This window comes from Mammaliicoccus sp. H-M34, from assembly GCF_022386495.1.
Classification (GTDB): domain Bacteria; phylum Bacillota; class Bacilli; order Staphylococcales; family Staphylococcaceae; genus Mammaliicoccus; species Mammaliicoccus fleurettii.
Window position 1 is genome coordinate 57185 of record NZ_JAJNIK010000007.1, and the last position, 22927, is coordinate 80111.

The 22927-nt window shown below is 32.1% G+C and carries 18 protein-coding genes; 5 read left to right on the plus strand and 13 right to left on the minus strand.

What is annotated here, in order from left to right; genetic code table 11:
* Positions 1–135: 135 nt before the first annotated feature.
* The 4 genes from LQ608_RS09540 to LQ608_RS09555 all read right to left on the minus strand — a co-directional run bounded on the left by LQ608_RS09540 (position 136) and on the right by LQ608_RS09555 (position 5470).
* Positions 136–648, minus strand: coding sequence for a YfiT family bacillithiol transferase (locus LQ608_RS09540; RefSeq protein WP_208143477.1), 513 nt, complete (start codon positions 646–648; stop codon positions 136–138).
* Positions 649–987: 339 nt separating this feature from the next.
* On the minus strand, positions 988–3336 hold the full coding sequence (locus LQ608_RS09545; RefSeq protein WP_239751544.1) for an immune inhibitor A domain-containing protein: 2349 nt from the start codon (positions 3334–3336) through the stop codon (positions 988–990).
* Between the two features lie 522 nt (positions 3337–3858).
* Positions 3859–4377, minus strand: a complete 519-nt coding sequence (locus tag LQ608_RS09550) for a transcription repressor NadR (RefSeq protein ID WP_239751546.1) — start codon at positions 4375–4377, stop codon at positions 3859–3861.
* A 1-nt stretch (position 4378) separates the two neighbouring features.
* On the minus strand, positions 4379–5470 hold the full coding sequence (locus LQ608_RS09555; protein ID WP_239751548.1) for a cysteine desulfurase family protein: 1092 nt from the start codon (positions 5468–5470) through the stop codon (positions 4379–4381).
* Between the two features lie 87 nt (positions 5471–5557).
* On the opposite strand from LQ608_RS09555, the gene LQ608_RS09560 reads away from it, so the two are divergent.
* From LQ608_RS09560 to nadA, 3 genes are read left to right on the plus strand one after another with little or no spacing between them, the layout of a single operon-like run.
* Positions 5558–7132, plus strand: a complete 1575-nt coding sequence (locus LQ608_RS09560; protein ID WP_239751550.1) for an L-aspartate oxidase — start codon at positions 5558–5560, stop codon at positions 7130–7132.
* Positions 7083–7916 carry a carboxylating nicotinate-nucleotide diphosphorylase gene (gene nadC / locus LQ608_RS09565; protein ID WP_239751551.1) on the plus strand — a complete coding sequence of 278 codons (834 nt, stop codon included), beginning with the start codon at positions 7083–7085 and terminating at the stop codon, positions 7914–7916. The genes LQ608_RS09560 and nadC overlap by 50 nt, the downstream gene beginning before the upstream one ends.
* Positions 7917–9017, plus strand: coding sequence for a quinolinate synthase NadA (gene nadA / locus LQ608_RS09570; RefSeq protein WP_239751554.1), 1101 nt, complete (start codon positions 7917–7919; stop codon positions 9015–9017).
* A gap of 127 nt (positions 9018–9144) precedes the next feature.
* On the opposite strand, the gene fadH is transcribed toward nadA, so the two are convergent.
* The 6 genes from fadH to LQ608_RS09600 all read right to left on the minus strand — a co-directional run bounded on the left by fadH (position 9145) and on the right by LQ608_RS09600 (position 17693).
* Positions 9145–9909, minus strand: coding sequence for a 2,4-dienoyl-CoA reductase (gene fadH, locus LQ608_RS09575; protein WP_239751556.1), 765 nt, complete (start codon positions 9907–9909; stop codon positions 9145–9147).
* A gap of 189 nt (positions 9910–10098) precedes the next feature.
* A complete protein-coding gene (locus tag LQ608_RS09580) occupies positions 10099–11436 on the minus strand; it encodes a hypothetical protein (RefSeq protein ID WP_239751557.1) in 1338 nt (445 codons plus the stop codon).
* Between the two features lie 597 nt (positions 11437–12033).
* A complete protein-coding gene (xylE, locus tag LQ608_RS09585; protein WP_239751559.1) occupies positions 12034–13494 on the minus strand; it encodes a D-xylose transporter XylE in 1461 nt (486 codons plus the stop codon).
* 20 nt (positions 13495–13514) lie between these two features.
* A complete protein-coding gene (gene xylB / locus LQ608_RS09590; RefSeq protein ID WP_239751654.1) occupies positions 13515–15005 on the minus strand; it encodes a xylulokinase in 1491 nt (496 codons plus the stop codon).
* A gap of 5 nt (positions 15006–15010) precedes the next feature.
* Complete coding sequence (gene xylA, locus LQ608_RS09595; protein WP_239751560.1) at positions 15011–16333, minus strand: xylose isomerase; 1323 nt, start codon at positions 16331–16333, stop codon at positions 15011–15013.
* A gap of 211 nt (positions 16334–16544) precedes the next feature.
* Positions 16545–17693: an ROK family transcriptional regulator gene (locus tag LQ608_RS09600; RefSeq protein WP_275583079.1), complete on the minus strand. Its 1149-nt coding sequence runs from the start codon at positions 17691–17693 to the stop codon at positions 16545–16547.
* Between the two features lie 319 nt (positions 17694–18012).
* Here LQ608_RS09600 and psm-mec point away from each other — a divergent pair, with 319 nt between their 5' ends.
* Entirely contained in the window at positions 18013–18081 is a 69-nt protein-coding gene (psm-mec, locus tag LQ608_RS09605; protein ID WP_103323307.1) for a phenol-soluble modulin PSM-mec, read from the plus strand.
* A gap of 84 nt (positions 18082–18165) precedes the next feature.
* Here psm-mec and mecI read toward each other — a convergent pair whose 3' ends face one another.
* A complete protein-coding gene (mecI, locus tag LQ608_RS09610) occupies positions 18166–18537 on the minus strand; it encodes a mecA-type methicillin resistance repressor MecI (RefSeq protein ID WP_000369214.1) in 372 nt (123 codons plus the stop codon).
* Complete coding sequence (gene mecR1, locus LQ608_RS09615) at positions 18537–20294, minus strand: beta-lactam sensor/signal transducer MecR1 (protein ID WP_239751563.1); 1758 nt, start codon at positions 20292–20294, stop codon at positions 18537–18539. The genes mecI and mecR1 overlap by 1 nt, the downstream gene beginning before the upstream one ends.
* Before the next feature lie 96 nt (positions 20295–20390).
* Between mecR1 and mecA the strand changes: the two genes are divergently transcribed.
* Positions 20391–22400: a PBP2a family beta-lactam-resistant peptidoglycan transpeptidase MecA gene (gene mecA / locus LQ608_RS09620; protein ID WP_239751567.1), complete on the plus strand. Its 2010-nt coding sequence runs from the start codon at positions 20391–20393 to the stop codon at positions 22398–22400.
* A 45-nt stretch (positions 22401–22445) separates the two neighbouring features.
* Here mecA and LQ608_RS09625 read toward each other — a convergent pair whose 3' ends face one another.
* Positions 22446–22874, minus strand: coding sequence for a MaoC family dehydratase (locus tag LQ608_RS09625; RefSeq protein ID WP_078357488.1), 429 nt, complete (start codon positions 22872–22874; stop codon positions 22446–22448).
* Between the last annotated feature and the right edge of the window lie 53 nt (positions 22875–22927).

The window sequence follows — 22927 nt, forward strand, 5'->3', positions numbered from 1 at the left end:
AAGGAGGTCTAGATGGTGCTGATAAGAAGTACAGTATAAGCAGGTCCCAGTGAAATTGCTGATAAGAAAAGCCATAAAAATTGACCTGATAACAAAAATAGAAGCTGAGACATAAATTTGTCCCAACTTCTTAATTTATTTCGACAACGCTAATTTTATATGTGCAAGATGATGTTCTTCATGAAATGATAATTTAGCGATTTTATATGCAACTGTTGTTTCTCCGGTATCTTCGTGTAAGAATGCTCGATATAGTTGATCTTCTGTTAATTTACGACCAACAGCTACAATTCGTTCGTTCATACCCTCTAACATTCTAAGTGAACATTCTATCGGTAAATCATTATCCGGTAATTTAATCCATTCTTCTTGGTCAAAAGCTACTATTGTCGGTATTCTATCATCTGTTAAAGCTATTTTTAATCGTTGATACATATTGAGTTGAGAGTCAGCTATGTGATGGACCAATTGTCTTACTGTCCAACTGCCTTCTCGATATGTCTTATTTAACTCTTCACTATCTAATCCATCTACAACTTTTCTTAACCGATTAGAGTAATTCCCAATTTCATCTAACCATTGCTGTATATGGTCCATTGTTACTTTTTCAGGTAATTCCAATTCTCCAATAGGAAATCTTGCATCCATGTTAATCACCCTTTTTAGTTATTTTAAATTCATCTTCATTATATGACATATTCTCTCTTTCTAGAAATTTAAACATAGAAGCGACTATGTGGCTGGGCAAAGTTGTACTAGAAAATCAAAAATTATTCTCTATTTCTTTTATCTTGTGTGAATATAACTACCCTTGCACACACTTCCCTCTACTTGTGTGAATATGGCTATCCTTGCTTACACTTCTCCCAACTTGTGTGAATTTGGATACTCTTGCTTACACTCCCCTCTACTTGTGTGAATATGGCTATCCTATGACTAAGAGGCTGAGACAAATTTGTCTCAGCCTCTTCTAGTCTTCTTAATTTATTATTTTGTAATTTTAACTTTGCCAACTGTATTATCTTTACTTTTTGCTGTTACTTCAAATTTCAAACCGTGATTTGGTAATAATACGCCTGCATCTTTTTGCCCTTTGTTTGAGTAATCTTTGCTGTCGTCGAACAGTGGGTTTTTCTTAATTTTTTTATCATGTAATTCATAGCCTTCTGCATTTTTAAGTTTCATTTGAGGCTGATGGTCTAAACTGAATGCTGCATCTCTTATTTGGAATTGTGTTGTTGCAGGATCATCTGCTACACCTTTTTTCTCCCAGTTTAATGCATTTTGATCTGCATCAACAATACTAATGAAACCTTGTCCTGGATGATTACTTACATTGTTATCAGAGAAACTCTTGTCTACATACCAAACTGTCAAACCTTTGTTATAAGACATTGTTCCGCCACCGCGTTTAATGTTTTGTAAGCCTTTATCTGGACCTGTGAAGTTTCTCCATTGTAATAAGTAATAGTTCTCGTCATATCTATTACCATCACTTTGTTCAAAGCCTTGTAATTCAAATTTAGAATCCGCTTCTGCATCATCACTTAAAATTTCTTTACCGTCATTTGATGATACTTTGATTTGGTCGATGAACCAACCTGGATTAGATTCATATTTATCAGTTACATATAAGAATCTTAGTTTTACTTTTTTACCGTCGTATTTAGATAAATCGAATTTCGCATCAACATAGCCGTTAGACTTACCGTCTATACCATTACCTTGGTTTTGTCCACTTCCTGCTGGGTCATCGTTATTTGTGATACTTCCTTTAACGTTTTCCCAATTTTCACCGTCATCTGTAGATACTTGTACGTATCCGTAATCAAATCCTTGTTCGATGTCATACCAAGTTTTGAAATTTAATTCACTCGTCTTAGCTGATGTTAAATCTAAAGAAGAAGTCATAGAGTATTGAGAATCATCATCTGCTCCGCTCCAGTAAGCCTTCTTACCTTGTGCTGGTTTTTGTATTAATGTAGATTTTTCAGGTAAATTAACTTTCAGAGCATCACTGTTTGTACCTTTAGTTGTTGCTTCATCAATTAATTCAGAAGTTTCGCCATTAAATTCAGTTGCATCAAGCTCATTACCTGTTTGCCAGTTACCACCATGTTGTTGTTGAAGCATTTCTTTCATGTATGGATCAAATCCAGTTGGTTCAGTACCTGGAATTGCACCTGCCCAACTTCCTGAAGACATAATTGACCAGAATGATACCGGTTCGCCTTTACCTGAATATTCCGTGTCGTACTCATCTGGTAAACCTAAATCATGTCCGTATTCATGTGAGAACACGCCTGCAGCACCATCTTCTGGTTGAACAGTATAATCAATAGCTGCTAATTTACCATCGAATTGGTCAAGACCTGAATCTGTACCAGGAATTGTGTACGGTTCTCCTTGCTCATCGAAATCAAGAGACCATCTATGAGACCAAATTGCATCAGTACCTAATTTACCACCACCAGCTTCTTCACCTGGACCAGAATGTACAATCATAATGTGGTCAACGATACCATCTTTTTCATCATAGACACCGTCACCATCTATATCATCACGATCCCATTGATCATAGTCACTTAAATTAATACTTGAATCTTTAGCAGCTTGTTCCAAAGCTTCTTTAATTAATTCTTTCGGCTTACCATCACTACCGCTATCATCTGGAACGTTACCACCATAATAACTTGCATCATGTTTTGCTTTATACCAACCATGTACTTGGCCGTCTACATCATAACTGCCACCAGATTGATTTTTATAATATTGTTTCATACTCATTAAGTTCTCATCGTTTGGACCTTTATAACCATTTTCTCCAAACACCATATCTTGAAAATGAGAAATCGGGTATTCGTCATAATACATATCCGTTTCGTCTTTCGTAATCGAACTGTTTGGATAGTCTGGAAATTCCATAGCAAGTACTAGTACTTTATCTTTACGCACTTTGCCATTATATTTTTCTTCTTGAACTTTATCTACACGTTTACCGTTATTTTGTTTCTTATACATTTCTTTTTTATTTTTTTCTAATTTACCAAGACGCTTACCATTATTCCCCTTGTTATATCGCTTATCAAAAAGTCCTTTATTAGGTATGTATTTTTGACGATATTGTTCACCTTTGTCATCCATATATTGCTTTAATTTTTCATCCTTTTGTTCAGGTGTATTCGAAGATTCAATCACACCTTCTTTTTCCAGCGTTTCAAGCAAACGATCTTCATTAGGCGCGACATTATTTGCAGATGCTTGAGAAGCAAAAGCAGGTAATGCAATCAGAGCACTCAACGAAGCAATTGATAATTTCTTTAAAAATAAACTCACTTTAGAAAATCCCCCTTTTTATCTAATATAAATATATTATATACAATTATCCATAAAATAGTAGAAAGAATTCAAAAAATTCTAAATTTTATTATTTAGTATATCAAAATAATACACCCCATATTAATTCGATAAGCCGAATAATATGGGGGTGCTAAGTTTAGAAATGTTGTGAGCTTGGGATGAGCTGAATCGCACGATATCTTTGGAGTCTTCGTGCGTTTTTACCAGTTTTCGCCTGAATCGCACGATATCTCTGGAGTCTTCGTGCGTTTTCACCGATTTGCACCTGAATCGCACGATATCTTTGAAGTCTTCGTGCGTTTAAACCAGTTTTCGCCTGAATCGCACGATATCTTTGGAGTCTTCGTGCGTTTTTACCGATTTTCACCTGAATCGCACGATATCTTTGGAGTCTTCGTGCGTTTTGGCTCGATTTTGTCCGAATCGCACGATATCTTCACAGTCTTCGTGCGTTTTTACCGGATTTCACCTAAATCGCACGAAGTCTTTCTCACATCGTTATTCTACTATATACTGATTTTGCTTTAAGTCTCTTACAGCATTGTCTAATATTTTTTCTGTATGTGCTGAGATTGTATGTAAATGCAGATTATCTGTAAGGTGTGCTAACATTTGGCCTTCGAATTTTTCCATTTCACTTATAAATTTATCTAAGTCTTCTTGGGTTTCAATCATGAGGTCTGCTTTTATACTGCCATAAACTGGATGATCGATTGCGACATCATTTATCATTGCGCCATTGTCTATAATGATTTGCAGTTCTTCTTCCATTTGCTCGCTATCATGTTGGCAAACGATTACGCGTTTATATGCTTTTCCTTGTGGTTCATTATTGATAACATAACCTCTGCTAGTAGAAGTTATCATATGATTTTGTGATTTGAGTATAGATATATCTTTCACAATAATTTGTCTTGATACATCAAATTGTTGGCTAAGTTGCTTCCCACTAATTGGTTCGTTTGATGTCTCAAGTAATTCCAGAATTTGTTCTCTTCGTTTAAAAGGGTTATTCATTTCACTGATCTCCTCTTACAATTGTTTTTAAGTGATCAAAACATTTATCAATATCTTCTATTGTCGTAAATTTACTAATGGATAAACGTATATATTGATCGTATGTTTTTTTCGGTATTGAGTCTATTTTAACTTGTAAACCTCTACTTAACAACGCACCATGACCGCAAGCTGTTCCTGTCGATATACATATATTTCTATTTGATAGATATTGCATTATATATTGTCCTTCATATTTTGGAGACAACAATGCAACTATATGTGGTGCACACTCTCTGTAAACTATTTGTGTAAACTCTAACTCTGTCGATTTCTTTATCATATATTGGTGCATAGATTTCATATGTTGTATGTTACTTGATAAAGATAATGCTTTTGTCATTGCTATAATACTTGGTGAATCTATTGTACCATTTTGTGTATACATTTCATGAAAGTAATATTCATTTAATGGCTTCACATATTCATGATTCATTAATAATCCACCTGAACCTTTAGTTCCATGAAACTTATGTCCCGAAAATGCATATGAACTAAATGATTGTACATCGGCAGTTTCTATTTTATGTACAGCTTGCACACCATCAACATGTATTGGAACATTATGATGTCTTGCGATCTCACTTAATGCCATTACTGGCAATATGTAACCAGTCTCTGAATTCACATGTTGAGCTATGATTAGAAGGACTTCATCTGACATCATTTCTTTAGTTTTTTCTAAATAAATCTCCCCCGTACCCTCTAAAGGTAAGTCTAAAATTTCGAATTCTGTTTTGAAATTTTCCAATGCTGCATGTACTGAAGGATGTTCATATGGAGATACAAGTATCGTCCCTCCATTTTGTCCTTTTAAATAACTATGTATCGCAATTTCATTTGCATGTGAACCACTTCGTGTAAAAATAACTTCTTTGTTTGTTGAAAAGTGTTGCTTAATATAGTGTTTACATTCATCCAACAGTTGTCTTGTATGCAGACCTCCGATATGTAAACTTTCACTATTATAATATGCTTCTCTTTGTGTATCTTGATAAACATCTAGTACTTCACTATCAACCATCGTAGTTGATGCGTTATCTAAATAAATCATTTATAATCCCCCACTTGTTATTTATCTTTTAATGTGTCAATATATTGTATATAAAATGATAACATATATGTAAAGTAAGGTGTAAACTTGAAAAAAGTTATAATTATTGGTTCTGGAATTGCTGCATTGTCTGCTATTCGCTCACTTAATGAACATACCGAGATTTATTGCATTACGAAAGATAAATTGAATACTCATAACAGTTCACTCGCACAAGGTGGTATTTGCTTTTCTAAATTTGAGGATGATGATGGACTTTCTCATATACAAGATACTTATAAAGCCGGTAATAAGCTCGGCGATATGACTGTTATTGAACCGATCATCCAACATAGTCATGAGATTATCCAGCAGATGATAGAAGAAGGTTTAACCTTTGATAAACAAGTCGATAAACATAATTTAGACTTTGCAATGGAAGGCGCTCATTCTAAGCCACGTATTCTACATATAGGCGGTGATCAAACTGGCGCATACATCACAAAATATTTAATCGAGCAGTTATCATCAAAAGACTTAACAATTTATGAAGAAACTGAAGTTGTTAATTTATTAAGAGACGATTCAAACGAAATATGTGGTGTTCTTGCTCTCGATAAACATGGAAATAAGACAGAATTTTTAGCGCATGATGTCATTTTAGCAACAGGTGGTTATAGCAATCTCTACCCAACTAACTCAAATGCATCAACAACGATAAGTTCAGGTCATATTATTGCTTATCACCATCAACTTCCGTTACGACATATGGAAATGATTCAATTTCATCCAACTTTACTAGGGACTAAAAGCAATACATACGGTCTCGTTTCAGAAGCTGTGAGAGGTCATGGAGGCTTTTTAGTGAACGATTTTGGTGAGGCATTTATGAAAAATATTCATCCTTTAGGTAGTCTAGCACCTCGAGATGTTACGAGTAGAGCCATTTTCCAACAACAAACAGAAGGTCATCAATGTTTTATAAACATAGAGCATATCGAACATTTCTCTTCACGATTTCCAACAATATACCAAAATGTCATAAGCCATTTTCCAAATGAATATCACAATCATCTTATACCTGTTACACCTGGTGCACATTACACAATGGGTGGCGTAGAAACTGATATTTATGGAAGAACGGATGAACAACATTTTTATGTAATTGGTGAGGCAAGTAACACAAACTTCCATGGTGCAAATCGTTTAGCAAGCAACTCACTTTTAGAAGGACTCGTTATGGGACACCTTTGTAGTCAAGCTATTAACCAATCTACCATTAGAGATATTTATATGACTAATTCACAATCTTTGAGCATACCTATAATGAATACTCAAGAAGTTGAAAGAATACGTCAGTTAAGCTCTGAAGTACTAGGCATTGAACGAAATGGTCATGATATGACGCAATATTTAAGTGACTTACAGATATGTTTAAAAAATTCTACAGTTACAACTCAATGGTCGAAAGATGATTGGCAAAGATATGTTGCCATTAAGACATTAGAGATGGTTTGTCTATCAGCCTTAAATCGCAATGAATCAAGAGGTGTTCACTTTAGAACGGATTACCCAAATGTTCAACAAACATTACAACATACAGATATAGAAATTTTAATGGAGGATATATTTCATGCTAAACAAGTTGCACGTACAAGAAAAACTCAAACAATTTTACCTTGAAGATAATCATTATGGTGATTTGTCGTCGAGCATTTTTGATATAAATCAACAAGGAACATTAACGCTGTTAAGTAAAGATGAAGGTATTTTTTGTGGAGAAATCATTCTTCAAGAAAGTTTCAAAATCATCGAAAGTGATATTCAAACTGATATTGCAGTTAAAGATGGAGATTCAGTTAAAAAAGGACAAGTACTTGCAGTGGTTAAAGGAAGTGTTACTACTTTACTCACTATGGAACGCATCACTTTAAATTTAATTCAACGTATGTCAGGTATCGCCACGTCTACCCATCAAATCGTTCAAAAAGTACAACATACTAACGTTAAAATTGTGGATACGAGAAAGACGACGCCAGGATTAGGTATGTTTGAAAAGCACGCTGTTCATGTAGGTGGAGGTTACAATCACCGTCGAACATTAAATGACGGATTAATGTTGAAAGACAATCATATTAGCTTTAGTAAATCAATTGATGATCTAGTATCAAAAGCTAAAAGTCATATTGGACCTATGGATAAAATTGAAATCGAAATAGAAGACGAGCAAACATTGACTAACGCTATTCAAGCAGATGTAGATATTATTATGTTCGATAATTGTACACCTGAATGGATTAAAGAACATATCACTAAAGTACCGAATCATATTCAAACAGAAGCTTCAGGAAATATTAACATAAACAATGTCGTTCAATATGCAGAAACAGGTGTTGATTACATTTCTATCGGTTCATTATTTTATGATCAACATGCATTAGATATCTCAGCAAAGGTGGTTATTTAAATGTTCAATCCTACAATAGAAAAAGCACAATCTATACCTGAAAAATACTTAAATATGACAACAGAACAACTAGAAAATAAAATTACAACCATTAAAGAAGCGCTTGGAGAGCGACTATTTATGCCGACACATCATTATCAAAAAGATGAAGTAGCACAATTCGCTGATATAATGGGAGATTCTCTTGAATTAGCACGAATTTGTAAAGAAAATACTCAAGCTCAATACTTTGTTTTTAATGGTGTGCATTTTATGGCAGAAACTGCTGATATCCTTACGAACGACAATCAAAACATCTATTTACCCGATTTATCAGCAGGTTGCTCTATGGCAGATATGGCAAATATTGATCAAGCGTTACACGGATATGATGTCTTAACGAATCGATTAGGCGATAACATACTTCCTCTTACATACGTAAACTCAACAGCAGCTATTAAAAAATTCGTCGGCGAAAATGGCGGTTCATGTGTCACAAGTGGAAATGCAGATAGTGTGATTCAATGGGCACTAGATCAAGACAAACGCATACTGTTTCTGCCCGACCAACATTTAGGGCGCAATACTGCTTTTAAATTAGGTATTAAACTAGAAGAAATGGCCGTATGGGATCCTATTCAAAAAACATTAGATTTTGACGGAAATGATGAAGATATTAGAATTATTTTGTGGAAAGGACACTGCTCTGTTCATGAAAAGTTCTATCCAATTCATATAAAGCAAGCACGTAAAAAAGACCCTAACGTCAATGTCATCGTCCATCCTGAATGTCAATTTGACATCGTACAAATGGCAGACTACGCGGGGTCTACAAAATATATTATAGATATGATAAAAAACGCACCAAAAGGCTCACATTGGGTGATTGGGACAGAGATGAATCTCGTTAATCGATTAAAAACAACATACACAGATGTTACTATAGAATCACTCAATCCACTTATGTGTTCATGTCTCACAATGAACAGAATAGACTTACCACATTTAGCGTGGTGTCTAGATAAAATTCAAGACGGACATAAAGAGAACATCATCAAAGTAGATAAAGAAACTGCATATTATGCCAAGCAATCATTAGAACGCATGTTGAGTATCGTATAAACTATCTTATGACTAAGAGGTGCAGTGAAAATAGAATTGCTTACAAAATGGAGGCTGAGACAATTAATTTGTCCCAGCCTCTAATTTGCTTTTTACAGTGAAATTTTATCATGCTCTCCACTGATATCTAAAATGGGTTTCTATTTAGCCATTGTCCACCATCCATCGTGATACAATCTCCATTTATATATTCCGCTTCTTTTGAAAATAGGAATCTAGCTAATCCTGCGATTTCTTCTGGTTGTCCCATTCTTCCTAATGGCACGCTATCTAATGTTTGTTGTTTTGCTTCTTCTGATAATGATAACTTTTTAGCTCCACCTGTATTATCTATTGGTCCTGGTGCAATGGCATTAACTGTTATACCGTATTTACTTCCCCATTCAACTGCAAGTGTTCTCGTCATTGCAAGTACACCTGCCTTAGCACTTGCTGAATGTATCACACCTGCTCCTGCAGTCCATGAATATGTTGCTACTATATTTAATATGCGCCCTTTGTGTCCACTTTTAATCCATTCTTTACCTACTGCTTGTGAACAATAAAATGTGCCATTTAAGACGATATCAATTACAGAGTTCCAACCATTTATAGATAAATCTTCTGCTGCACATAAAAAGTTTCCTGCTGCATTATTAACAAGTCCATCTATTTTACCAAATGTTTTAATCGTTTCATCTACAGTATATTGTACTCTTTCAGTATCTCGAACATCCATATCTATACAAAGAACTTGACCATCATATTGTTCCATTTCTTTTTTAGCTTCTTCAAGACGGTCTAGAGTGCGACCAGTTATAACAACTTTAGCACCATCAGCAGCAAATCGTTTAGCCATTGCTTTTCCCATTCCACTACTGCCACCTGTTACGATTATCACTTTATCTTTCATATATATTCTCCTTAATGTTACTATATTTGAATAACTAAATTTAGTAAGCGCTTACATATAGTGTACAATAAGTTAGAATAAAGAACAATTGAACAGCTGTTACTAATCAATAAGACTAGCGTCACTCTATATCACTATAATATAAAGAACCATCCAAGCTATTTAGCCTAGATGGTTCTTTGTTCTATTTTAATATCCAGATCCTACTTTATCTCCATCTTCATCGTACTCAGTTACTTCACCATCATCATCAATAATATATGATCCGGCTAAGTTACCCTCTTTATCTTCAAATGAGAATCCCCATTTACCATCGTCTGTTTTTTCAGGTTCTTTATACGTATAAGTGTCTGTATCTAAAGTTGACCCTTCATATGATTCAACTTTATCTATTACATTTTCGCGTGTTACTTTTTCAGAACTATCATCTGAATCAGAATCATCATTTGAATTTGACCCATCAAACATTTCGACAGTTTGTTCCATCTCATCATTCGATGCATTATAAAGTTTAACCACTTTAGGATTATTTATAATATCTTCAGATTTTCGCTGTGAGTAGTCATCATCTTCCAACCATCTTTCATCATGAAAATGAGATGGTACATCATAAATTGATATTGTGCCGTCTCCATTATTCTTATAAACAACTTGTCCAGCAGCTGTTGGTGTACCTGCTAGTCTTTGTACACCTTTAGGATATTTAACTGTATTTTCTTCGTTATAAGGATTTAATAGATCACCTTCTATATTTTGATGCTCAAGTTCTGCATCCATTTCACTATCTCCAGAATCTCGATAACTTGGTAAAGCTGTTAACCATACTTTGGCGTAATATTCATTACTATTTGTATCTACATTAGAAGTGTCTTCATTATTTGATGGCATTGGATCACCATACTCTATTTTATTAGCTATATTTGCTACTTTACGATTGTCTTTATATTTACTGTATAAATCAGAAATATTTAATGTTTTAGAAGTTTCACTATTCTTAACTTCATTAAAGTCAAAGATTGCACTTTGGGTCATAATATAAACAACCTCTTCTTTATTCACTCCGATAATCGTCGCATAACTCCCTTTAGATTCACTCAAACCATAGAACTTCATACCATCTGGTTTATTTTTCATCTTATTGAGTTCAGGACTTTCAGAAAGCTCTAAAGTATCAACTTGTTGTTCTTGTTTCTCACCTGCACCAGAAGTTCTAGTATATTTCCCAGATAATAATTCATCACCCGTTACAATATCAGACTCTATGCTAGGTTCAAGCATCGCCATCGCAATACTTTGTTGTTCAGTTATATTAGATTCATCCTTAATACCACTTTCATTACCATTATCTTTAGTATCTCCAGATTGCTCATTATTTGAATCACGATTGGATTTATTACTCGTTGATTCACTTTTACTATCGCTATTTGATGATTTCGTATCATCAGAATTTCCACCAATACTAAAGCTACATCCCGCAATAGTTAATGATGAAACAAGTACAATCCCAGCCAAAAACTGCTTCTTCAAAAGAACCACCCCTTAAATTTTATAATATATTTTCTAAATAAAATTATATTCGATCATTATATATTTATTACTATTGTAACAAACACTTCGTAAATTGAAATGATTATCAAATTTTGTGATAAGATATCTATGAATTATGAATATTGAAAGGAATGAAGAGAATGGGATTTAGTATTATGATTATTTCAATAATTTTAGGTATTTACTTAACTATTCAAGGAATATCTCGTAGAAGGCAAAATTTTCTATATAAGAGTTTTATTGTGATAGGCATTGCACTAATTATTTTCGCTATATATTTAGCTTTGCCCCACTAACTTTTTAAAAAATGAGGTAAGTTGTAGATTAAGTCTGGAGTTAATCGAAGAGTTCGACCATGTTGTAGATTAAGTACCTAGTTAATCGAAGAGTTCAACCATGTTGTAGATTAAGTACTGAGTTAATCGAAGAGTTTAACCATGTTGTAGATTAAGTACTGAGTTAATCGAAGAGTTTGACCATGTTGTAGATTAAGTACTGAGTTAATCTAAGACATTCTCAAAATCATCTCCATACAATGAAAGGCTGAGACAAATTAATTTGTCTCAGCCTTATTATTTAACTTCTATCTTGTATTGATTCTGTGAATACTGGTGGTTCAACATTGTCTGATGTTGTTTTGACTTTTTTATCTTTTTGCCATATTGTTTCTAACTCTTCTAATGTCTTACCTTTTGTTTCAGGGATGAATTTCCAAACGAATATTCCTGATAGTATACTCATTGCTGCGTAGAATCCGTATGTCATTGTTCCACTGATATCCATCATAAATGGATATGTTGATGTAATTGTAAAGTTTGCTAACCACTGTACGGCTACGGCTATAGCCATTGCCCCGCTTCTTATTCTATTAGGGAATATTTCTGATAATAATACCCATATAATTGGTCCCCAACTCATCATAAATGAAGCTGTATAAATAACCATGAAGATTAATGTAATGATTCCGAAGACCCCATTAGCTGTTAATACACTCATACCTATCATACCGATTGCCATTCCTGTTGATCCAATTATAAGTAATGGTTTACGTCCAAATTTATCTACATAGATTATAGCAATTAATGTAAAGATTACATTTACTAATCCCATTACTACTGTTTGCATCATTGATGTATTGCTTCCTACACCTAAATTTTCAAATATTCTTGGTGCGTAATAAAGTGCAACGTTTATACCGATAAATTGTTGGAATATTGATAGTAATATCCCGATAATAATAACTGTCTTACCGAAACTAAATAATGGTGCTTTTATTTCTTTAGTTTTACTTTTTGTAGATAATATATCATTTAATACTTTCTTAGCATGTTCACTTGATGAATATATTTTATTAAGTACATTTAATGCATCTTTATCTTTATTAACTAAAATTAAATACCTTGGTGTTTCAGGTACTAAGAATAATAATACGAAAAAGACAACTGCTGGTATTGCTTCTGTCATAAACATGTAACGCCAACCGATTAAATCAACCCATTTTTGTGGTTGACCGAATGTAATTCCATAGTTCACGAAGTATACGACTAACATACCAAATATAATTGCAAACTGATTCCAAGACACAAGTCTACCTCTTATTGAGGATGGTGAAATCTCACTAATATACATTGGTGAAATTGCAGATGCTAATCCTACACCAATACCACCTATAATACGATAGATGTTAAACATAATAAGTAATCCAAGTGATGATTCTCCAGTATCAAAAAATAGAAATTCTGGATAACCTGATAAAATAGCAGAAATTGTAAATAAAACTGCTGCTACTTGTAAAGATTTCTTACGTCCTAAACTTTTTGAAATATTTGAAGATAATATTCCACCTATGATACACCCTATTAATGCACTTGATACGGTTATACCATGTACGAAACTCCCATAATCAGCTGTAATATATTTTTGTAATGATTGTTCTGCACCAGAAATTACTGCTGTATCGTAACCAAATAATAGTCCACCAAGAGTTGCTATTAACGCAATCTTAAAGATAAACTTCTTATTATCATAACTACTCATTACCCCATCTCCCCAGTTTTTTATTTAAATTGAGTTAAATCTTTCGTTATTGGCTGAGTTGCAGTATAAATTAATTTATAGATGTTAAATAGTTTTTCATATGATTCTGTATGACTCGAAACAGGTGATACATGCTCACGATAATTAATCCAAGTTTCGTTCATATCATTGAATGAATTAAACCATTGTTCACCCATTGCTGCTAACATAGCTGCACCATATGCAGGGCCTTGTTCTTCTGTTCTTGTTGTAATTGGTACATTAAAGACATCTGCTTGAATTTGTAGCCATTCTGCATTTTTAGCACCGCCACCGATAGATACAATTTCTTTAATATCTATATCTTTACTTCTCATAATTTCAATACTTTCATTTATAGAATATGTAATGCCTTCAAGAACAGAACGTTTCATATCCAATTGAGTTGTATTTGCATCTAAGCCTATAAAGCTACCCCTAATAGATGCATCGTTATACGGTGTACGTTCACCTAATAAATATGGTGTATACATCAAACCATTTGATCCTAATTTTGATTTTGAAATATCTTGTAAAAATGTATTAAAGTCTTCAGACGGCTCAATCAATTGTTTGAGCCACTCTAAACTATAACCTGCAGAAAGTGTTACACCCATTACGTATTTTTGATTTGGTACACAATGACTGAAATAATGCATATTACCATCATTCTCGTAATTTGCACTATTCTCAATAGATAGTGCCACACCTGAAGTTCCAATACTTACAAGTTGTTTTGTTTCATCTGTAATTCCTGAACCGAGTGCTCCACAAGCATTGTCAGCTCCACCTTGATAAACATTTATTTCCCAGTCAATATTTATCTTCTCTTTAATGTCTTTTGTTAAAGTACCGCTTCTATCATGGGAAGCTATTACCTCTGGACAAATATTAGAATCAACATTTAATTGATTTAATATTTCTTTAGACCATTTTTCAGATTTAATGTTATACATAATTGTTCCAGCAGCATCTGATGGTTCTGTATAAATATTGCCAGTCAATTTATAAACAACATAGTCTTTAGGTAACATAAACTTATGAATTTTATTATAATTTTCTGGTTCATATGATTTTAACCACATTAATTTAGGAAGTGTAAATCCTTCGAGGACTGTATTTTGTGTATGTTTAAGTAACGTTTCTATACCAATAGCTTGTTTAATGTCTTCAACTTCTTGAGATGTTCGAGTATCATTCCATAAAATAGCTGGTCTTATACTATTACCATCTTCATCAACGACAACTAAACCATGCATTTGTCCTGAAAAACTAATACCTGAAATCGTTTCTTTATCAAACTTACTTAATAAGTGATTTAAACTATCTAATGTTGCTTTGTACCAAATATTTGGATCCATTTCGCTGTAACCAGATTGTGGATGCTCAGTCTTATAGCTAATACTGTGTGAATCAACTACTTTACCTTTTTTATTAACTACTATCGATTTCAATCCACTTGTACCGATATCAATTCCAATTACGAAGTTCATCATTATCAGTCTCCATTATTAATATTTAAAATATATTGATTAATTTGAGTTTTAATAACTTCTAAATGATCAGATTCATTCTCGATTTTTTTAATATTATGTGCATATTCTTCAAGTTCTTTAAATGAAGTAGTACCTTCAACAATTTGTTTGCCTATACCTTCATTAAATGATTGGTATTTTTTATTAATAATATTTTCAAAGAAATTATCTTCTATCATTTTGTAAGCTACTTTTAAACCTAATGCAAATGTATCCATACCTGCAATATGTGTTAATAATAAATCTTCTTGTTTAAATGAAGTTCTTCTAGGTTTAGCATCAAAGTTTAAACCACCTGGATTTAAGCCACCATTCTTAAGAATTTCGTACATAGCTAATGTAGTATCATACACATCAGTTGGAAATTCATCCGTATCCCAACCTAGTTGTGGATGTCCCTGGTTAGCATCAACTGAACCTAACAATTGATTATCACGTGCATATCTCAACTCGTGTTGGAAAGTATGTCCAGCTAAAGTTGCATGGTTTGCTTCAATATTAAATTTGAAGATTTTATCTAAACCATATTTTTGTAAAAATGCATGTCCAGTAGCAACATCTGTGTCATATTGATGAGAAGTTGGTTCTTTCGGTTTAGGTTCAATTAAAAATTGTCCTTCATAACCAATTTCTTCAGCATAACTCTTCGCCATTTTGAAGAAATTAGCTAAGTTATCTAATTCTAATTTCATATCAGTATTTAATAAGCTTTCGTAACCTTCACGACCTCCCCAGAATACAAAGTTTTCAGAACCTAACTTTTTAGCAATTTCTAAAGACTTTTTAACTTTTGCTGCTGCATATGCGTATACTTCAGCATTAGAAGAAGTTGCTGCACCATGAACAAAACGCTCGTGAGTGAAGTTGTTAGTTGTATTCCATAATAATTTCTTACCAGTCTGTTTCATCTTCTCTTGAATTAAATCTACAATCACATCTAAATTTTCATTAGATTCTTTTAAAGTTTTACCTTCTGGAGCAATATCTACATCGTGGAAACAGAAATATTCGATACTTAATTTTTCCATGAATTCAAAAATTGCTTCAACACGAGCCTTCGCTTTACCCATTTCATCTAAATTATCCCAATCACGCTCAGCCGTACCAACACCGAATGGATCTGAAAGGTCAGCTGTGAACGTATGCCAGTATGCAACACTAAATCTTAAATGCTCCGCCATCGTTTTGTCGCCAAGTTTTTCTTCTGGATTATAATATTTAAAACTAAATATATTATTTGAATTAGAACCTTCGTATTTTATTTTATCAACGTTAAAATATGTCATGATAATCCCCCTAGTTTTAGTTGGTTAGTTTATTAAACAAACTAACTTTAAAAACAATATAGCATAACGAAATAAATATGTAAACGCTTACTCATATAAAAATCTTTCATAACCTCCAAGACTCGTGTAAATAATTAACCTCATAAATTCAAACATCAAAAAACTGGCTACAAAGTATGTGCTTTGTAGCCAGTTTGAATTAATATGTGCTTCATGATTTTATATCTAAGTAAATATCATTAATCTGCAGTACTTTTTGGATAATTGCTAATGTTCCACCTAACAAAGTTGCAAATTTTACATTTGATGTTAATTTTATTTGAATTTCGTTACGTGAATATTGTTTGAACTGGTTCTTAATTGCTTCTAATATTTCAGGCATTTCATTGAACAATGGACAATTAATGTAAATTGCATTCGGATTAAACTGGGTGTTTAAATTATGTATTAAAACAGCAATTTTATTTATAAATTGTTCCATTTCTTCAACTACGATTGGATTTTTTTCATTATAAAATTGAATTAATTTGCTAAGCGTCATCTTCTCATTTAATTGATTACTTAAATTATGCAGTAAAGCTTCTTGTGAAAAAATATCTTCAATCTTATGAAAGATCTCCACATTATCACTAACTTTTGAGACAAGTGTTTTTCCAATTTCACCCGCTTCTCCATTTGCACCACGATACAATTGATTATTAATTATGAGCCCAGCACCTATGCCCTTATGTATACTTAAAGCAATAAGATTATTGTAGGATAAATTATGATTAAAATTACGTTCATATAACGCTGAAAGATTCGCTTCATTTTCAACTACGACCGGCACATTAGTAATCCTTCTTATCTCTTTAGCAATAGATATTCCTTCAGTTTCATGGAATGGTAAATATGTCACATGCTGCTCATTATCCACAACTCCATGTATGGAAACAGACACACCTAATAGTCCGTTATAAGTATCAAGTTTCTCCTGAATATCTATATGGTTTTTTATTATGCTTAATATACTACTAACCTTCTCATCAGGTAAATCATAAGATTCATGCTTAATGATATTACCATCAAAATAATTGTACATCACTTCAACAGAACTATAAGTTAAATCCAAAGAAATAAAATAACCATAAAGATGATTAACCTTCAGAAGAATAGGTTTTCTACCACCACTCTTCGTGCTATCACCCTCACCAACCTCATTAACAAGAGATTTATACTTTAACTTATTCAAAATACTAGAAATCGTTGCCTTATTAATCTCAAGATTTTTAGATATTTGAGTACGCGAAATATTATGATGGTTATAAATTTCCCTTAGCACTCTTTTTTCATTATCATTTATATTTAAAATATTTTCCATAATTGCCTACCCCATAAGTTATTTTGAATTTAGTTTATAGTTTATCATGTATTTTTATACCAACTATTTTAACATAAATTAAATTAAACCTTAGAACAACTTAAAACCTCACTTAGGTTATCTACTTTGTTCTTTTAATTTGATTATTATTTCAATAAATTACTTATTTCCAAAATGACGATTTTTTATGCAAAGTCGTTATATGTTTTTCAAATTTTTGACATTTATGCAATCTAAATAGCCAATTAGGGAATTTTTAACATTTTTTATATGTTTGATTTTATACTTAATGTATCTTAAATAGAAAGAGGGTATGCATATGGATTTCACTGGTGTTATTACAAGCATTATTGATTTAATCAAGACTTGCATTCAGACTTTCGGTTAATTTTTTCAACTAAAAAACAGAGGAAATATTCAACGACTTGATTGTTTCCTCTGTTTTCTATGTATTGTTGTAAACCCAACAATTTTATTTTTTATTCAATATATTTCTCAATTCTTCTATTTCATCTTGTGATAGATCTTCTTTTTCTACAAAGTTTAAGACAAGTGAATTGAAACCGCCTTTGTATACTTTGTTGATAAAGTTTTTAGATGTTTTATATTTTATATCACTTTCTTCTACAAGAGAGTAATATTGAAAAATTTTATTGTCTTTTTTACGATCTATAAATCCCTTTTTATACAATCTCGTTATAAGTGTACGAATGGTTTTTGGACTCCAGTCCTTTTGCATTTGTATTTCTTCTATTATATTATTCGCACTTGCATATTTTTTCATCCAAATAATATTCATAACTTCCCATTCTGCAGATGATATTTCATACGTTTTATTATCCATTATATTAACTCCATTTCTTTTAAAATACGCTCAGAAATTTGTTGTGCTTTTTCGCCATTCGCATTGTCTTCGCCTTTTAAATGTGTAGCAAAATAATACGTATTATCTTTCGTTTCAACATAACCTACGAACCATCCATTTGCTTCTTTGTGATTCACGATTCCTGTTCCAGTTTTACCTACATATTTATAAGTATCTTTTTGTTTCAATGTCATACTATTTTCAACTTTTTCAATAGCCTTATTATCAAAATGCATATTATGTTGTTTCATATTTTTCAACAATTTAACCTGTTCTATTGCAGAAATTTTTAATGAAGATTCATTCCAATAATTTTCATTCCCTGATATTTCTTCATTACCATATTCAATTTGATCTAAATAAGATTTAACCTCATCTTGTTTTAAATGTTTGTTTAAATTTTCGTAATACCAATTTACTGAATATTTCATTGAAGAATTTAAATTTTGATCTTGATTCCATTCTTTAAATGGATATTGATGTTTATCCCATTGTTGTTCTGTATGATTTAATGAGAGTAAATTTTGGTCGAATGCCATTAACGCTAAATAAATTTTGTAAGTAGAATTAGGTGAATATCGTTGTTTACTTTCTGGTTCATTATAAATAGAATAAGCTTGCTCCCGTTCATTATAAAGCACAAAACTTCCATCAAATCCTTTGAAATACGGAGCTAGTTGATTTAATTTTTTATATGATACATTTGTTTCATATTTGTCTTGTTGAACATGCGCAGATAGTAACGGCGCTTGTATTAAAAGCGATATACTACATACAATATACGCAACAATACGCTTGTTTCGATTAGGTTTAGGCATTGAATCATAAAGTGCAATATACTTAACACGTTCTTTAATATTTGAATTAAAACCTAGTAAATATTGTGCTGCCACATTATTTATGTGATGAGATTTTAAAATAGAGCATTTTAATATCGATTCACCATAATGTATCTGTTCATGTCGATTCAAAATTTTTAAAACGTTTCTATCACATACTTTTTCACAGTCATTGTCCATCATTGTTTTACTTATATATAGTGCAGGATTAAACCAGAATATCATTTTAAAAACAACATAAATCTGGTTGAATATTAAGTCATGACTTTTCACATGTGATAGTTCATGTAGAATAATATATTCAATTTCTTTGTCATTCATGGTTTCGACTACAACAGTTGGTAGTACAATTTGAGATTTCACTATACCAAATACCATCGGATTATCAATGTTTGAACTATAACTAATTGTTATATGCTTTTTGTAGAACTGCATCTTACTTTGACATACTTTAAGTCGTTCATTAAGATATGGCGATTCCAATGACGAACTTTTAATAATATCAATTTGTCGGAATGCCTTAATCATATAAAATAAGCACAACAAACTACCAAATACCCATATCAAAAGAATCATATACGTTATATTTGAGGTCTCAAACTGATTAACATTAATTGCTAAGTCTTTCGTAACAGATGATTGTTGACCATCTAACATATGACTAACCGAAGAAGTCGTGTCAGATACATTTCGATTCATCATATCTTTTGAAAATGTAAAATTCGATATTTTGTAAAATGGTATTAATGGAATTAACGTTGAGACGAGCACTAATAACCAAATCTTATGTGACATAATATTTTGAGTATATTTTATATAGAGCATTCTCACTAAAAAAATTACACATATCGTGAGCAATGAACTGATTATACTTAACATTAAAAATGATGATAACACCTGATACACCTCCATATCACAAAAATTATAACATTATTTTGACATAAATACTACACTTGTAATATACTACAAATGTAGTCCTATATGAGGAGGATATTGATGAAGAAGATAAAAATTGTTCCACTTATTTTAATAGTTGTAGTTGTCGGGTTTGGTATATATTTGTATGCTTCAAAAGATAAAGAAATTAATAAAACTATTGATGCAATTGAAGATAAAAATTTCAAACAAGTTTATAAAGATAGCAGTTATATTTCTAAAAGCGATAATGGCGAAGTAGAAATGACTGAACGTCCGATAAAAATATATAAAAGTTTAGGCGTTAAAGATATAAACATTCAGGACCGCAAAATAAAAAAAATATCTAAAAATAAAAAAAGAGTAGATGCTCAATATAAAATTAAAACAAACTACGGTAACATTGATCGCAACGTTCAATTTAATTTTGTTAAAGAAGATGGCATGTGGAAATTAGATTGGGATCATAGCGTCATTATTCCAGGAATGCAGAAAGACCAAAGCATACATATTGAAAATTTAAAATCAGAACGTGGTAAAATTTTAGACCGAAACAATGTGGAATTGGCCAATACAGGAACAGCATATGAGATAGGCATCGTTCCAAAGAGTGTATCTAAAAAAGATTATAAAGCAATCGCTAAAGAACTAAGTATTTCTGAAGACTATATCAAACAACAAATGGATCAAAATTGGGTACAAGATGATACCTTCGTTCCACTTAAAACCGTTAAAAAAATGGATGAAGATTTAAGTGATTTCGCAAAAAAATTTCATCTTACAACTAACGAAACAGAAAGTCGTAACTATCCTCTAGAAGAAGCGACTTCACATCTATTAGGTTATGTTGGTCCCATTAACTCTGAAGAATTAAAACAAAAAGAATATAAAGGTTATAAAGATGATGCAGTTGTTGGTAAAAAGGGACTCGAAAAACTTTACGATAAAAAGCTCCAACATGAAGATGGCTATCGTGTCACAATCTTTGACGATAATAGCAATACAATCGCACATACATTAATAGAGAAAAAGAAAAAAGATGGCAAAGATATTCAACTAACTATTGATGCTAAAGTTCAAAAGAGTATTTATAACAACATGAAAAATGATTATGGCTCAGGTACTGCTATTCACCCTCAAACAGGTGAATTGTTAGCACTTGTAAGCACACCTTCATATGACGTGTACCCATTTATGTATGGCATGAGTAACGAAGAATATAATAAATTAACCGAAGATAAAAAAGAACCACTGCTCAACAAGTTCCAGATTACAACTTCACCAGGTTCAACTCAAAAAATATTAACAGCAATGATTGGGTTAAATAACAAAACATTAGACGATAAAACAAGTTATAAAATCGAAGGTAAAGGTTGGCAAAAAGATAAATCTTGGGGTGGTTACAACGTTACAAGATATGAAGTGGTAAATGGTAATATCGACTTAAAACAAGCAATAGAATCATCAGATAACATTTTCTTTGCTAGAGTAGCACTCGAATTAGGCAGTAAGAAGTTTGAAAAAGGCATGAAAAAACTAGGTGTTGGTGAAGATATACCAAGTGATTATCCATTTTATAATGCTCAAATTTCAAACAAAAATTTAGATAATGAAATATTATTAGCTGATTCAGGTTACGGACAAGGTGAAATACTGATTAACCCAGTACAGATCCTTTCAATCTATAGCGCATTAGAAAACAATGGCAATATCAATGCACCTCACTTATTAAAAGACACGAAAAACAAAGTTTGGAAGAAAAATATTATTTCCAAAGAAAATATCAATCTATTAACTGATGGTATGCAACAAGTCGTAAATAAAACACATAAAGAAGATATTTATAGACCTTACGCAAACTTAATTGGCAAATCCGGTACTGCAGAACTCAAAATGAAACAAGGAGAAACTGGGAGACAAATTGGGTGGTTTATATCATATGATAAAGATAATCCAAACATGATGATGGCTATTAATGTTAAAGATGTACAAGATAAAGGAATGGCTAGCTACAATGCCAAAATCTCAGGTAAAGTGTATGATGAGCTATATGAGAACGGTAATAAAAAATACGATATAGATAAATAACAAAACAGTGAAGCAATCCGTAACGATGGTTGCTTCACTGTTTTATTATGAATTATTAATAAGTGCTGTTACTTCTCCTTGAAATACAATTTCTTCATTTTCATTGTATGTTGAAAGTGACACTGTAACGAGTCCATTTTCTTTTTTTATGGATTTCTTATTTGTAATTTCAGCGATAACGTACAATGTATTACCTGGGTATACAGGTTTAATAAATTTAACGTTATTCATTTGTGTTCCTGCTACAACTTCTTCTCCATATTTACCTTCTTCTACCCATAATTTAAATGATATTGAAAGTGTATGCATGCCAGATGCAATGATACCTTTAAATCTACTTTGTTCTGCTTTTTCTTTATCTATATGCATATATTGAGGATCAAAAGTTGTTGCAAATTGGATAATTTCTTCTTCTGTAATATGAAGGCTTTTTGTTTTGAATGTTTCTCCTACTATAAAATCATCGTATTTCATATATGTCTCTCTTTCTTATTCAAATTACTTTTTTAGTATGTAACATGTTAAAG

Coding starts and splice junctions, on each gene's coding strand:
- LQ608_RS09600 (WP_275583079.1), bottom strand. CDS start 17,693: ATGGAAAATATTTTAAATATAAATGATAATGAAAAAAGAGTGCTAAGG.
- fadH (WP_239751556.1), bottom strand. CDS start 9,909: ATGAAAGATAAAGTGATAATCGTAACAGGTGGCAGTAGTGGAATGGGA.
- xylB (WP_239751654.1), bottom strand. CDS start 15,005: ATGAACTTCGTAATTGGAATTGATATCGGTACAAGTGGATTGAAATCG.
- LQ608_RS09540 (WP_208143477.1), bottom strand. CDS start 648: ATGGATGCAAGATTTCCTATTGGAGAATTGGAATTACCTGAAAAAGTA.
- xylE (WP_239751559.1), bottom strand. CDS start 13,494: ATGAGTAGTTATGATAATAAGAAGTTTATCTTTAAGATTGCGTTAATA.
- xylA (WP_239751560.1), bottom strand. CDS start 16,333: ATGACATATTTTAACGTTGATAAAATAAAATACGAAGGTTCTAATTCA.
- nadC (WP_239751551.1), top strand. CDS start 7,083: ATGCTAAACAAGTTGCACGTACAAGAAAAACTCAAACAATTTTACCTT.
- LQ608_RS09550 (WP_239751546.1), bottom strand. CDS start 4,377: ATGAATAACCCTTTTAAACGAAGAGAACAAATTCTGGAATTACTTGAG.
- nadA (WP_239751554.1), top strand. CDS start 7,917: ATGTTCAATCCTACAATAGAAAAAGCACAATCTATACCTGAAAAATAC.
- mecI (WP_000369214.1), bottom strand. CDS start 18,537: ATGGATAATAAAACGTATGAAATATCATCTGCAGAATGGGAAGTTATG.
- LQ608_RS09625 (WP_078357488.1), bottom strand. CDS start 22,874: ATGAAATACGATGATTTTATAGTAGGAGAAACATTCAAAACAAAAAGC.
- LQ608_RS09555 (WP_239751548.1), bottom strand. CDS start 5,470: ATGATTTATTTAGATAACGCATCAACTACGATGGTTGATAGTGAAGTA.